A 12,364-nucleotide genomic window follows, 5' to 3' on the forward strand; every position below is an offset into this window, starting at 1 on the left:
CGGAATCTTCCAGGTAAAAGTTGCCGTTATAGGTGTTGACATTGGTGACGGCGGAAGTCCAGAAGCTTTCCACCCCGATCGGGTCGATGGTGTAAGTAACGGTCAGCATCGGCTTTTGCGAATTGTTGTCCGGATAGTCACTCGAACGGAACCCTTTCCAGTTATCGCTTTCCTGATTCAAGCGGAGCATCATGCCATAGTTGGAGGTGGTCCCACCATACCACTGTTTGACCAAAGATGTAATGTCAAAATCATAGAAACCCACATCAGAAACCGTGGTGCTGGTGATCAAGGACCCGGTTGAAGGCAATTGGCTCCATTTGATCCCAGTCGATTGCCAATCGCTTGCTACAGAGTAGAGGTCAACTTGTTCCGATTGGGTCGTTGCGTATTGGTACAACGTAAGTTTGGCGGATGTAATATTAGCTGAGCTCAATAGGGGAGCGAGTCCAAACTTGATGTAAGAGCGGTATACTCCCGTGCCATAGGTTGGGTCGGTGTAGGTACCCGTGAGCAAATACGAGTTGGTGCCAAAGTTGACGTTCTGTGCATTCCCACTACCGACCGTGGCATCATAGGTGTCGGTTGCGCCCTGTACCGAAATGGACGGGTCAATTGTCACCGGGAAAGCGCGGTTTGGATCTTTGAGCCAGTTATCGTCCGGTTTCAGGTCAATGTATGTTTTATTTCCTTCGGTTCTTAATGCAAATTTCACATTGTTTGATATCCCATCTTTCGCATCGTACATGCAGGGACGCGGAATAGAAAACAACGTTTTTCCCTTGGCATCGACAAACGTGATCGAACCGTCTTCCTGTTCTTTCGGTTGCACGTTTTTAGTCTTGATGGAAAGGGTATATACGGATTGTCCCGTATATTTGTGCAGTACCCACGCTTCTTTGACACCGGTGTTGGTGACGGTGTAGGTGAGATCGGTGTCCGGGTACACATCGGGATAGGTAACCTGATTCTCTTTTTTCTTTCCCGTGGTGTTTGCTCCGCCAATCAGGCCGAAATCCACTTCAGCCTGACCCAGGCGGAAGCGCACCACTTTTTTTCCGCGGCTATGGTTGGCAAAGCCGACCCGGAACTTGTTACCGCCATTGATATAGGGAAGATCGGAGTCAAGGGCACTTTTCCCTGCGGCTTGGACGTTGTTATTAATATCTACCCATTTCCCGTTTTGCTTATAGTGGATCGGTTGCAAATATTCCTGCAATACATAGGTCTTTTGGTCTGGCTTGAGGAATGTTTTGGAATTTTCCGTGCGCAACGCTTCGATTTCCACCGGTTTGGGGTCCGGTGCAGCCAATGCCTGGTAAACCCAGTCTGGCCACAAGGTGAGGATCAGGGTGAGAATGACGGCCAGAAAGACCATTCTGCGGTAAGGTAAGTAATGCCTGGAGTAGAAGAACTGCAAACGCATCCCTCGCTTTTCATAGAACTGTCTTCTTTTTGTAACAATATTTTCAGATTTACGAAATAAATTTACCTCTGCCACACCGAAATTGCAAGATAGTTTATATTAAATTTATATTACAAATTTTATATTTTAAATAAATATTCCTTATAAATGGGTAATTTTACTTTAGATATAAAATATAGTATTTATTCGATTGTATTTATTGGAAAATATTGGTGATCCTTCCTACTCATCCCTATCGTAAATCAGCATTTTTATCTGTCTTGAGGGGAAAAAGGGGCTTGAATCCCCCTTTCCCCAAATAATCCATACAACAAAAACCCCTGCCTTCTTTGCAAATGCGGCAGGGTCACATGCAGACTATATCTTTAATTCGCCCAGTCTTACCAACTCCACTACGGCTTGGGATCGTCCTTTCACATTCAACTTTTGCATAACGTTACTGATGCGTACCTTTTGCAAACTTTGGGACAGCTATATTGACAACTCTTATCTTTGAGAACACAAGGCAAAACCCTTAACATTCCTAATTTTTACCACATTGACGTTGATCTACCCCTAAGTATTGCTATTTTAATCGTACTGTACCTACCCTTTCTCTTGTTATCAAATAAAAAAGAATTTCATGGGTTATCAATGAGCCATTGAAAGAAGTCTTTCAACACTTCCCTAGGGTTTTCATAACATTCCTTTACCCGATACGGACGAATCAGGATGTTATGATTCTGGAACCATTTCATCCGGTCCCCTTCTTTTTCCACACTTGGATGGTACATGAAAATCGCCCATTTGCCCTTATAACAGATCAAAAAGTCCGGCTCTTTATGTTTATCTCTGGAAACAGCCAATATCTTTTGTCTGAAAGCGTTTTGGGTCAGGTATAATCCTCCAAAACGCTTATTCTTTAGGCGATCGAATTTGTAACAACTCAACAAATACTGTCTTTTTCATTTATGCAATGTAAGCAAGGTCTTGTCGCCACGCTTCCATAGGTTTCACCTTGTCCCGGAAAAAAATCAAGGAGTTTCTGATTCTTTAATGAAAAAGACTTCATACAAATGCTGTTGTTCAAACACATCGAGTTCAGGATCGACGGTGGAGCGGATTTCGTACCCCTGAAACGCACCAACAATCAAGTTACCGATGATCCGGGCATCTATATCCGACCGAATTTGCCCCAACTCCTGTCCTCGCCTGATCAATGTCGACATGAACCCTTCCCAAGATCGATATTGCTCTTGAAGCCACTTCCGAATGATTGGATTTTTCCGGTGCATTAGATAGACTTGATAAAAGGTGGAGGCCCATAAAGCCGGATCTGATCCTATGGAACCCTGATAAACCTGCTCCAGCATTTGCCGGATGATCTCCCGTACATCACACTGTTCCTCCTTCAACTTTTTGATTGTCTCTTCGGCAATGACTTCGAATTTCCGATCCAGCCGGGTTCGCATCACTTCGTACAGCAAGTCCTCTTTGCTTTGAAAGTGCGTGTAAAACGCCCCTTTTGTCTTCCTGATCTCCGACATGATATCGTCAATAGACATGGCATCATAGCCTTTCTCCGCAATCAAACGGAACGCTGTGTCAATGATTTGTTGTTTCGTTCGTTCACCAGACTGATATTTCATCATTGTTCCACCCAACCCAACAATTAAAATTGAATGAAATATTTAAATATTAATACATAAAGTGTATAATTAAATCGTACCAAACGTTCATTCATATTTCAATTACAAAACGGTGCATGAGGAAGAACCGTGTATACGAACTGTGATGGTGCAGTATATCTTGAGGATTGGGACTCTTAACTCCGCGATTTTCGTATGTTTATTTCATATGGTAAGTTGAAAGGAGGAAATTTGCTTGAGTAATAAACCAGTCAAAAGTATTTCATTATCTATATTTTTTTCGATATTTTTCTCAATATTCTTCTCTTCATTATTATTTTCAAGCATGTTTGGTTCAAAAGGAATAAAAATATTCTTAAACACATTTTTGTTACTCTCTCTTGCTTCAATCATGATTTTTTATATTCGCAAGTATTTTTTAATCAAACAAAATAAAGACAATACGCAAAAGGAATCAAAAAGTACAGAAGTAAAAACAAATCAAAAAGGAATGATTCAAATGGGTTACTATGATCAAACAAATGAAAATCAAAATCTCACATCAGATTCTCCACAGTCCACCCAAAACATTTTCAATATAACTGAATCAGAAAAAATAGTAGTAGCACAAGGGCAAAGTCGAGTTGTATCCGCCAAAAATTTCTTCCAAAACTTTATTTATACAATCGATAGAAAACCGGCATCTTGGAAGTTGATTTCGCTAATAATATTTGAATATATTCTCTTCATTGCTATTCCTTATCACGTTGAGCACTTTATTAATAACTTTCCTTACTTTTAGAACTGGCGTCAGACTTTATAGTCTTTGGGTAAGCTTCATGTGGGGAATGTATACCGTTCTCTTTCTGACTTTTGTTCTTAAGTTTCCTGATGTTATTTCTTTCCCGATTGGAATAGCAGTTTATGTTTGCTCTATATATTTACATTTTCTTGTATTTGGGGTGCAACAAATCATTGAAGTAAAATCGAAATCAAAATTACCCTTTGATAATAAAACTTATAGCGGATAGGAGGATCACTCAATGGAAAATGAAAAAGAAAACTATCAAGCTAAAAATGTTTGGAATATCAAGAACAGTAAAGACATAAGCATTGCACAAGACAAAGCCAAGATTATTATCAACAATGGGACAAGATTAGATAACAGTTATGTCGAAAAACTTATAAATTCGATCAAAAAATTCGAAGAAGCTTTAAGCCAACCACATGATTCTTTTACGAAAGAGCAATTAGAAGCCAAAGTGAAAATGCTTGAGTGTATTCCTGATATTAAGCAGGAGTTAGAAAAGCCCCAACCTAATGAAGAACCTATTCAGAACTTTAAGAAGGAACTTTCCCAATCCCCACTTCAAAGTGTTAGTGCTCTTACAGGGATTATTAGTATGATTATTGCTTTAATCGACCTTGTATTTAAGTAAGTTTAATTGATATTTAATATTCTCTTAGAATCCCAGCCTTTTAAAAAGCTGGGTTTTTTCTGGTTTAACGTTTTTTGCCGTTTGCTAAACCATTTTTTTAAATTGCCGTGTTACTATGTTACTAGGGCGTGTCTGGTGAATCAATAATTGATCCAAAGCATCAAAGAAACAAGAATGATAGCGGCATGAAAATAGACTGCCCTTTTCTCATAACGCATGGCGATGCCACGCCATTGCTTAAGGCGGTTGATACAACGTTCAATGACATTCCGACATGCATACCGTTCTTTATTGAAGGAAAGAGGACGACTTTTTCCATCACAAGCGAGATGGATTTTCGTAGTCAGTCCTCCACGACTACGTTCAAGTTCCTCATTTTGGAAGTGACATCCCCCCCTTTTTTTATTGACCGGCTTCGCAGATAAAAGCTCATTTTTGCTCACCTTTGGATTCAATAGGTAAACGTTCTTACTACTAGAGCCATTTGGACACTATTTTGAGACACATAAAAATAGGATATACCCACCAAATCAAAAAAGCCCATTCCTATTTGTATTAAAAGGGACAACAATATTAGCTCTATCAACGATGCTTATTGTGAAAAAGAGTAGGGACTTCAATGTGAGAAGCCCCCTCATTAAAATTAATCCTCTTCATTTATTCCAAACCATTGGAGGTCCAGGCTTTTGTCTTTAATAATCGCACCAATCATGCTTACTTTCTTTTCAATCATATCACAGAAATACTCGTCAATATCAAAACCTGGTGGATATTTCGTTCCCGATGTACGCATCCATTCTTCTACAAATACTTTTTGAATCTGTTTTTTGTTTTCTTTTTTGCCGCGTATAATGAGATAATCATAATCAGGTGTATCAAAATCAATATGGTATAACAAGAAAATATTTTTATCCTCCGGATGGGAAATGACTAAATCCTTAAATCGACCTTCAGATTCCCAAGCTTCCTCAAATTTTTTTCAACCTCATCCCGGTCAAATGGAATCTCCAGAACAGAAAGGAGCCGCTCCAATTGATTATCCAGTGCTGTAATTTCATAGATTGCCCAATTATGTTCAAACTGGCAGTAGTCGGTTAGTTTGCTCATATTTCTCTACTAATCCTTTTCATTTAATCTTCATTTATACCAATCCACTCTATATCTAAGGATTTATCTACAATAATATCTTCAATAATACTGATTCCAGACTCTATACGATCACCAAAGTATTTATCTACGTCCTGGTAAAAAGGCCGTTTTGGATGGGAAGTCCGATTCCATTCCTCCACAAAGACCCTTTGAATTTTTTCTTTATCTTGTTTTTTGCCACGAATAATAAGATAGTCATAATCAGGTGTCGCAAAAGAAATATGATACAATAAGAAGATATTTTTATCATCTGGATGCGTTATCAATATATCTGTATATTCTTCTTCCGACTCCCAAGCCTCTTTAAACTTTTTTACGACTGCTTCACGATTGTATGGAATACCTAAAACGGAAAGGATATTATCCAACTGATTTTCTAATGCAACAATCTCATAAATCGCCCAATTCTGTTCAAACTGGCAGTAGTCGGTTAGTTTCCTCATATCATTTACCTCCAGTTAGTTTTTTATATAAATCGGGATATTTTTTCTTTACTAACTCTGGATACTCTTTAAACACCAACTCCGGAAAATCGTCAATCCCTCTACGAATGAGCTTCCTTCCTTTGCTGTCATACATTTCAATCGTCACATTCGGGTGTTTTATAGCGAATTGCTCAATGACACCCATATATGGCTTTTTATTCCCATCTTTATCATATACATATCGAGTCACTCCACCGCAACTGGGGCAAACATCGTATTCAGAGAAAGCTACGATCTTGTCTGTTTCTTTTCCTGGATTTTTTTCACCCAACAGCTCTGATATTTCACTAAATACTTTTGGTTCTGTATCTTCAGATCGATCAGTGACACCATCTAACCTCTTTTCTCCATTATTTTTTAGAATTTCTGCTATCTTTTCTGGCGTAACATCTTCTTCAAAACCATAGTTTAAATCTTGTCGTGTAAACATCGTCTTAAAATTCACTTGCTTAGAACCTTCCGTCCATCCTTTTAGTAACCCCTCTGGCATACTCCCTGAAAAAGCCTTTAATTGAATCTCTTTGCCACCAATATTCGCTATTGCTGCCAAAAAGTTAGCCGGCCTTTTCCCTTTGGCCTTTTGTTTGAGGACTTTTAATTTTGAAATCACTTCGGGTGAATACTTTTTTTGGAACTCCTTGTCATTCTGCAATGCTGTAATCTCTTCGATTAATTGTTGTCGATCCTTCTTTACCTGTTCATAAAGGCCATGGGTTTGTTGGTTTAACTCTTCAGGAGTCGGTGGTTTGACTGGCGTATACCAACCATTCGAATCTGGTTTATCCTGATATTTAATCACATCTTTTTGTGCAATCTCCGTGACCTTAGGCGGCTTGGCTTCCCCATTTCCACCACCGCCCGTCCCTGCTTTATCCGGCGAATATAAACATTTAATTTCAAAAGAATTTGTAGCTATTGCGAAGTAGCCCGGCATTTGATTGTACGCGAAGCAATTATCCAAATTCTTGACGATCGGAATCTTGGCCAACAACGGTTTGATTGACGCTGTGGCTTTATCGATCACTGGTTGGGCAAAACTGACAACCCCTACCATTCCTGCTCCGAACAAACCGGCGAAAAACGCCATTTTCCAATTGATCTTTCGACCGTGCAACAAATCATCAGAAATGCTGGTTCCCGCACCCTCTACCGAACCGATAAACCCCGCTTTGGAGAAAATCTTTTGAATCGGACTAGGCAGTTTACTGATCAGCTTACCCCCGTATCTAATGAGGGGGCCAAATGCTCGGGATTCCACCAACCAAGTCACCAATCTCCGGCCAACTCCGCTCTCCAATGCTCGAGAAACCCCTCCGGCAATGCCGCCGCCAATCGGGCCGAGCAAACCGCCGATTGCCGCATCCATAAAGGTGTTTTTATCAATTTTCCCACCGTTCATCAAAACACTCATGATAAAAGACAAGGCCACACCGGCCAGAATCTCTTCCCCCAAAGGCGGGACCAAACATAACGCAATTCCTACGATTACAACTGCTGTAAAAGCTACATATTCTTTGTATTTTACAATCCAGTCCCAAGCGGATGACAACCCATCTACAACGACTTTCGTGATCTGGTCGCAGACCTTACAAATCCAGTCCCATGCTTCGGAACAGAAGTCCTTTGTTTTATTCCAGGCGCTGGAGACGGCTTCCTTGCTCCATTTCCATACACGAGAAACTGGCTTGGTAATCCAATCCCAAGTTCCATTCTCTTTTTTGGGTGCCTGAGACAATGACGATTCTTTCTCCGGTGCCGGGCCTTGTTGAACCTTTTCAAAATGGTCATTCACTTGGGGAACGTTAAAGCTGCCACCACTGGCATAAACTTCGCCGCTACCCAAAATGCCTACGCTAACAAAGGTTAAGAGAACGATGATCATGAATCGATAAAAATACTTATTCATATGCACCGTTACGGATAATTCATAGTCCGCTCTCCGTAACGGGACTCACCCCTCTCTACCAAAAATGATTCGATATAAGAGCAAAAAAGACAGACTCGACCTTAGGTCAACGCTGTCCAGAGAAATGTTTAAAAGGAAACTGCTTTCTTTGCACAAGAACCCTTGGTTAAGCTTGGTCCGTTTGGCGGAATTTCATGGCGATTTGGGTCAACGCTTGCGAAATGTTATCTAGAAGCTGCACGAAGTTGTCCATATTTCTCTTGGCTTCTTAAAAGTCTTGGAAAAAATGTTGCTTCGTCATCCCACCCCAGTGATCAAGCCCATGGATTCTTGGATCAAGACTATGTATGATTTGTTGGCTTGTTCACGTTTGACCTGACTCTTTTGCTACAGCATCCACTTCATCGGGATTAATCAAAATCCATGAAATCTTAAAACCCCTCTCCAATCTACTAAATTTATATACTTTAAAATTATACGCAAATATCTATTTTGTTTCTCATATTATTTGTTTTATTTTTGTCCAAATAGGTAATATTTCATATTCAAAAACTATAGTGCTCCATTTTAAAACACGACCGTTTACTGCGATTGATAGAATCAGAGAGGAAATCAGTAAAGCGTTGCGAATGGACCCCAAAGGAAAAAATGATTATCGTCTAGCGAAATTGAAGGGGAACATTTCGCTCGCTGAATTATACCGTCAGCACAATATCAGCGAAACCCTCTATTACCGTTGGAACAATGCTTTAGTCAAGCAAATACCCAATGTAGTACAAAGTTGGGAAACGGGTAAAAGGGGCTCCCATTCCCCTTTCCCCAAATAATCCATACAACAAAAACCCCTGCCTTCTTTTCAAATGTGGCAGGGTCACATGCAGACTATATCTTTAATTCGCCCAATCTTACCAACTCCACCACGGCTTGGGACCGTCCTTTCACATTTAACTTTTGCATGACGTTGCTGATATGGTTACGTACTGTTTTTTCGCTGATGAAGAGTTGTTGGGCTATTTCTTTGGTGGTCTTGTCTTGTACCAGCAGCTCAAAAACTTCCCTCTCCCGGTTTGTTAATAAGGGTTTGCCTTTTTGGTTAGTCAAATGATGCCACCCTTCCTTGCTCGAGCACTTGGAATACAAGGGGTCAGGGACCAGTCAAGTTATATTATGAGCGTGTATTTGTTGTCGTGAAGCGTTACTGAAAATTTAGGCTAAATCCCTTTGTTATTCTCAGTACTGCTGTTAATTTCTCCTTATCTTATGCCCCGGGAGGGGGGGATGTTACGGGGATGACAAGCGGGTAACGACGTGATCCGCAAAAAAGCATGGAGGAGGTTCTCCCTCCCCCCCATGCTCTTTACCATGTTCTTATTTTTCAGGAATGCGGATGATCTCTTCCGGAGCGATGGTGAGCGCTTTCAATCCTTCTGCGGTGACGACGTAGGTATTTTCAATGCCGATGACGCCGCGGCCGGGGAAGGTGAATTTGGGTTCGATGGCGATGACCATGCCTTCTTCAAGCGGTTGATCAAATCCGCGTGCCAGAATTGGCAGTTCGTCCATTTCCAGCCCGACGCCGTGGCCCAAAAATTTGACCTGGTCTCTGCCGTAGCCCATGAAGTTTTCACTCAGTCCCGCTTCTGCGGCCATTTCCAGTGCACGCTGGTAGAGCGCTTGCCAGGGAGTCCCGGGTACGCCCATCCGCTCGGCTTCGCGAATGATGCCAACTGCGATCTGATAGGCACGTTCCAATTCGGGATCGAGGTCACCGATTACGGCCATGCGGGTTTGGTCGATCAGATATCCTTCAACCACGTTACTGATATCTACCAGAATCGGTTCACCAGCCTGGAGCTTTTTGCGGCTGGCGCTTTGCGGACTGGCGATTGACAGCCCCAAACCGCCGGCCGGGCCGTCAAAATAGGTAGGCGTTGCCGCAGCCGATCCGGACGAAACCATGCCCAGGCAAAGCTCCTGGTTATATCCGCGCATCCGAAAAATCCCGATATTTCCTTTCAGGCGCAAGGCATATTCAATTTTGGCGGAAAGCTCCAATTCGGTCATCCCCGGCGCAATGATACCGGGAAGTGACGCGATGATCTCATTTAAATGTTTTCCCGCTTCGCGAATGTGTTTCAGTTCATATTCCGATTTCACTGCGCGAATCTGGCGCAGAGCAAAGGCGATATCTGCCGCTTCGGCTCCGGGAAAGAGGCTGAGATAGCGTTTCGCCAGTCCGTACGGCAACACATCCATTTCCAGTCCTATTTTTTTCGGCTGGCCAAACCGGCTGGCGATTTTCTGTCCCAATTCCCGTTGCCGCCCCATTTCGACAACAGGGATCACGGATTCAAAGCTGGCGCGGTCAATGCTTTTCTTCGCATAAAATAACGGTTCACCCGATTGTGGGACATACAGAAGGCCATTTTGCATGGTGCCGGTTAAGTAAAAAATGTCGATATTCTGGGTAATCAGTGCTCCGTCTATCGCAAGGGCACTCAAAGTATTTTGAAAACGCCGGACTCTGGTTTTGATTTCGGTTTCCGGTACTTTGGGCAATGGATGCATGACGGCAACATTCCTTTCCAAATGAATTGGCGGGGAATCGAACCTACTATTAAGTATAACAGAGAACGGAAAAAGCGATGACCCAAAAAACCGTATAACATCACGTCCCCGTGAAAAGACTAGAACTATCTTATGAACAGAGGATGAAATCCAAATGCTCTTAACCTGGTTTTTCCTTATTCTCGCGCTAATTGTCATTGTCTTGCTGTTGGCTGCAAAGCCGCCCGCAGGTGCAGGAAATCGCCCGGAAGAAAAAACGGACCTGGGCGCTTCAACCCGCCCGGTGATTTTAATCGTGATCGATTCTCTGATGGACGCTCCGCTCAGGGAAACGATCCAGGCGGGAAAAGCACCCGCACTAAAATACCTGCGGGATCACGGTCATTATTATCCACGGGTGATCTCTTCTTTTCCAACCATGTCGGCGTGCATTGACACCACGCTGCTCACAGGAATGCCTCCGAATCGGCACCATATATTCGGACTCACCTATTTTCACAAACAGGAAGGGCGGGTCGTCAACTTCGGTACCGGTCTGAAAGAAACCTTCACGATCGGGTTGAAAAACGTGTTAAAAGATGGCTTGCTCAACTTGAACCAGCATTTTATCAATAAAGAGGTCAAAACGATTCATGAAGAGCTGGCGGTACCGACAGCTTCGGTCAATGCCATCATTATGCGCGGGCCGCATGAGCAAACCCTGACCGTACCATGGATCGCGACTTTGTTGGGCTTGCTGCCCCGCACCATTGCCGCGAAGGCGCCGGCTTTCTTCTCTTTCGGGGCCATGGCCCGCCTCTTCCGTACAAGCAGACCGGCCAGCGGTTTTTTTCGCTACGGCTTTAATGATCGCTACAGCAGCGCTGAATTGGCTTCGCTCATACAGAATGGTCAATTGCCCTTGTTTACCATCGCTTATTTCCCATCCAACGATGATGCGGTTCACAAAAAAGGCCCCCAGGAGATCAAAGGGATTGCAAAGGCCGACGTCGAACTGCAGAAGGTTCTAAGCGCTTTTGGTTCATGGGAAGAAGCGATTCGCAAGGCGACTTTTATTGTGATCGGAGACAGCGGACAAACAGCAATGCTTCCCAACAAGCAAGAGGCTTACATCGATTTGACCAAACTGCTGCATCCGTTTCAGATTATGCCAACAAAAAGAAAGAAACCAAGTGCCCGGGATCAGCTGGTGCTGTGCGTCAACGAGCGGATGGCTTACATTTATTTGATCGATGAAACGCTGACGGTGGAACAAGTGATTCATGTTTTAAAGGAAGAGACAAGACTGGATGTGATCGCTTGGCGGGAACAGGACTGGGTTTACGTGGTCAGCGGAAGTACCGAGGGAAAATTGCAGTTCAAACCAGGCGGAGGATATACGGATACGTATGGACAGGCCTGGGAGATCAGCGGAGATTTGTCCATATTGGACATCCGAATCCAGGAAAATCAAATATTGGAGTTCGGCATCTTCCCCGATGTCTTGTTTCGCCTTTGCAATGTGATGGATACGGGGGAACGGGTTATCGTCGTTACGGCTGCTCCAGGCTATGAGTTGATCGGTGACAGTTCCCCGACGCACAAAGGGGCATGCCACGGTTCACTCCATCATCTGGATTCCATCGTACCGATGATTGTTTGCGGAACCGACTCTTCGCCGGACCATTTTCGCATCATTGATCTGAAAAAATGGATCATTGACATGTTAAGCCAAAAACAATAATGACGGGGCACTGGAGGGAAGAAGCTGGCCGCCGTGTTTTTTCCGTGAGGAATGGGTCAAG

General features: G+C 42.9%; 12 protein-coding genes and 2 pseudogenes. 3 read left to right on the forward strand and 11 right to left on the reverse strand.

The genetic code is table 11. From position 1 onward, the window contains the following. The 4 genes and pseudogenes from I8U19_RS05095 to I8U19_RS05110 all read right to left on the reverse strand — a co-directional run. Positions 1 to 1,426: DNRLRE domain-containing protein (locus I8U19_RS05095; protein WP_198055361.1), on the reverse strand; the 1,426-nt coding region annotated here is incomplete at its 3' end. A gap of 357 nt (positions 1,427 to 1,783) precedes the next feature. Beyond that, positions 1,784 to 1,873 (reverse strand): annotated as a pseudogene (locus I8U19_RS05100) (helix-turn-helix domain-containing protein); the annotation flags it as partial. 173 nt (positions 1,874 to 2,046) lie between these two features. Then, positions 2,047 to 2,232: a hypothetical protein gene (locus I8U19_RS05105; RefSeq protein WP_198055362.1), complete on the reverse strand. Its 186-nt coding sequence runs from the start codon at positions 2,230 to 2,232 to the stop codon at positions 2,047 to 2,049. 207 nt (positions 2,233 to 2,439) lie between these two features. Beyond that, positions 2,440 to 3,054 carry a TetR/AcrR family transcriptional regulator gene (locus I8U19_RS05110; protein WP_198055363.1) on the reverse strand — a complete coding sequence of 205 codons (615 nt, stop codon included), beginning with the start codon at positions 3,052 to 3,054 and terminating at the stop codon, positions 2,440 to 2,442. 235 nt (positions 3,055 to 3,289) lie between these two features. Between I8U19_RS05110 and I8U19_RS05115 the strand changes: the two genes are divergently transcribed. Together I8U19_RS05115 and I8U19_RS05120 are read left to right on the forward strand one after the other, a co-directional pair. Continuing rightward, positions 3,290 to 3,835 carry a hypothetical protein gene (locus tag I8U19_RS05115; protein ID WP_198055364.1) on the forward strand — a complete coding sequence of 182 codons (546 nt, stop codon included), beginning with the start codon at positions 3,290 to 3,292 and terminating at the stop codon, positions 3,833 to 3,835. A gap of 241 nt (positions 3,836 to 4,076) precedes the next feature. Continuing rightward, a complete protein-coding gene (locus tag I8U19_RS05120) occupies positions 4,077 to 4,472 on the forward strand; it encodes a hypothetical protein (protein ID WP_198055365.1) in 396 nt (131 codons plus the stop codon). Positions 4,473 to 4,771: 299 nt separating this feature from the next. Here the strand turns inward: I8U19_RS05120 and I8U19_RS17595 are convergent. From I8U19_RS17595 to I8U19_RS05150, 7 genes and pseudogenes are all read right to left on the reverse strand, one after another. Then, positions 4,772 to 4,846, reverse strand: a pseudogene (locus I8U19_RS17595) (IS5-like element ISNeu3 family transposase); the annotation flags it as partial. Between the two features lie 269 nt (positions 4,847 to 5,115). Continuing rightward, on the reverse strand, positions 5,116 to 5,370 hold the full coding sequence (locus tag I8U19_RS05130; protein ID WP_198055367.1) for a hypothetical protein: 255 nt from the start codon (positions 5,368 to 5,370) through the stop codon (positions 5,116 to 5,118). Positions 5,371 to 5,602: 232 nt separating this feature from the next. Next, entirely contained in the window at positions 5,603 to 6,064 is a 462-nt protein-coding gene (locus tag I8U19_RS05135) for a hypothetical protein (RefSeq protein ID WP_198055368.1), read from the reverse strand. Position 6,065: 1 nt separating this feature from the next. Next, the gene (locus tag I8U19_RS05140) at positions 6,066 to 8,012 is read right to left on the reverse strand and encodes a deaminase domain-containing protein (protein WP_198055369.1); all 1,947 of its coding nucleotides are present in this window, start codon (positions 8,010 to 8,012) and stop codon (positions 6,066 to 6,068) included. 166 nt (positions 8,013 to 8,178) lie between these two features. Continuing rightward, the gene (locus I8U19_RS17600; protein WP_370589260.1) at positions 8,179 to 8,265 is read right to left on the reverse strand and encodes a hypothetical protein; all 87 of its coding nucleotides are present in this window, start codon (positions 8,263 to 8,265) and stop codon (positions 8,179 to 8,181) included. Positions 8,266 to 8,894: 629 nt separating this feature from the next. Beyond that, positions 8,895 to 9,113: a helix-turn-helix domain-containing protein gene (locus I8U19_RS05145; protein ID WP_198055370.1), complete on the reverse strand. Its 219-nt coding sequence runs from the start codon at positions 9,111 to 9,113 to the stop codon at positions 8,895 to 8,897. Between the two features lie 267 nt (positions 9,114 to 9,380). Beyond that, positions 9,381 to 10,580 carry a M24 family metallopeptidase gene (locus I8U19_RS05150; RefSeq protein ID WP_033102124.1) on the reverse strand — a complete coding sequence of 400 codons (1,200 nt, stop codon included), beginning with the start codon at positions 10,578 to 10,580 and terminating at the stop codon, positions 9,381 to 9,383. Between the two features lie 154 nt (positions 10,581 to 10,734). Here I8U19_RS05150 and I8U19_RS05155 point away from each other — a divergent pair, with 154 nt between their 5' ends. Continuing rightward, positions 10,735 to 12,303, forward strand: coding sequence for an alkaline phosphatase family protein (locus tag I8U19_RS05155; protein ID WP_198055371.1), 1,569 nt, complete (start codon positions 10,735 to 10,737; stop codon positions 12,301 to 12,303). The last annotated feature ends 61 nt before the right edge of the window (positions 12,304 to 12,364 follow it).

Origin of the sequence: Thermoactinomyces sp. CICC 10523, assembly GCF_016055105.1 — a bacterium.
In the GTDB taxonomy this organism is placed as follows: domain Bacteria; phylum Bacillota; class Bacilli; order Thermoactinomycetales; family Thermoactinomycetaceae; genus Thermoactinomyces_A; species Thermoactinomyces_A daqus.

Excerpts from the sequence above, each read along its gene's own strand:
- I8U19_RS05110 (WP_198055363.1), bottom strand. The coding sequence starts at position 3,054 with ATGAAATATCAGTCTGGTGAACGAACGAAACAACAAATCATTGACACA.
- I8U19_RS05120 (WP_198055365.1), top strand. The coding sequence starts at position 4,077 with ATGGAAAATGAAAAAGAAAACTATCAAGCTAAAAATGTTTGGAATATC.
- I8U19_RS05135 (WP_198055368.1), bottom strand. The coding sequence starts at position 6,064 with ATGAGGAAACTAACCGACTACTGCCAGTTTGAACAGAATTGGGCGATT.
- I8U19_RS05140 (WP_198055369.1), bottom strand. The coding sequence starts at position 8,012 with ATGAATAAGTATTTTTATCGATTCATGATCATCGTTCTCTTAACCTTT.
- I8U19_RS17600 (WP_370589260.1), bottom strand. The coding sequence starts at position 8,265 with ATGGACAACTTCGTGCAGCTTCTAGATAACATTTCGCAAGCGTTGACC.
- I8U19_RS05150 (WP_033102124.1), bottom strand. The coding sequence starts at position 10,580 with ATGCATCCATTGCCCAAAGTACCGGAAACCGAAATCAAAACCAGAGTC.
- I8U19_RS05155 (WP_198055371.1), top strand. The coding sequence starts at position 10,735 with ATGCTCTTAACCTGGTTTTTCCTTATTCTCGCGCTAATTGTCATTGTC.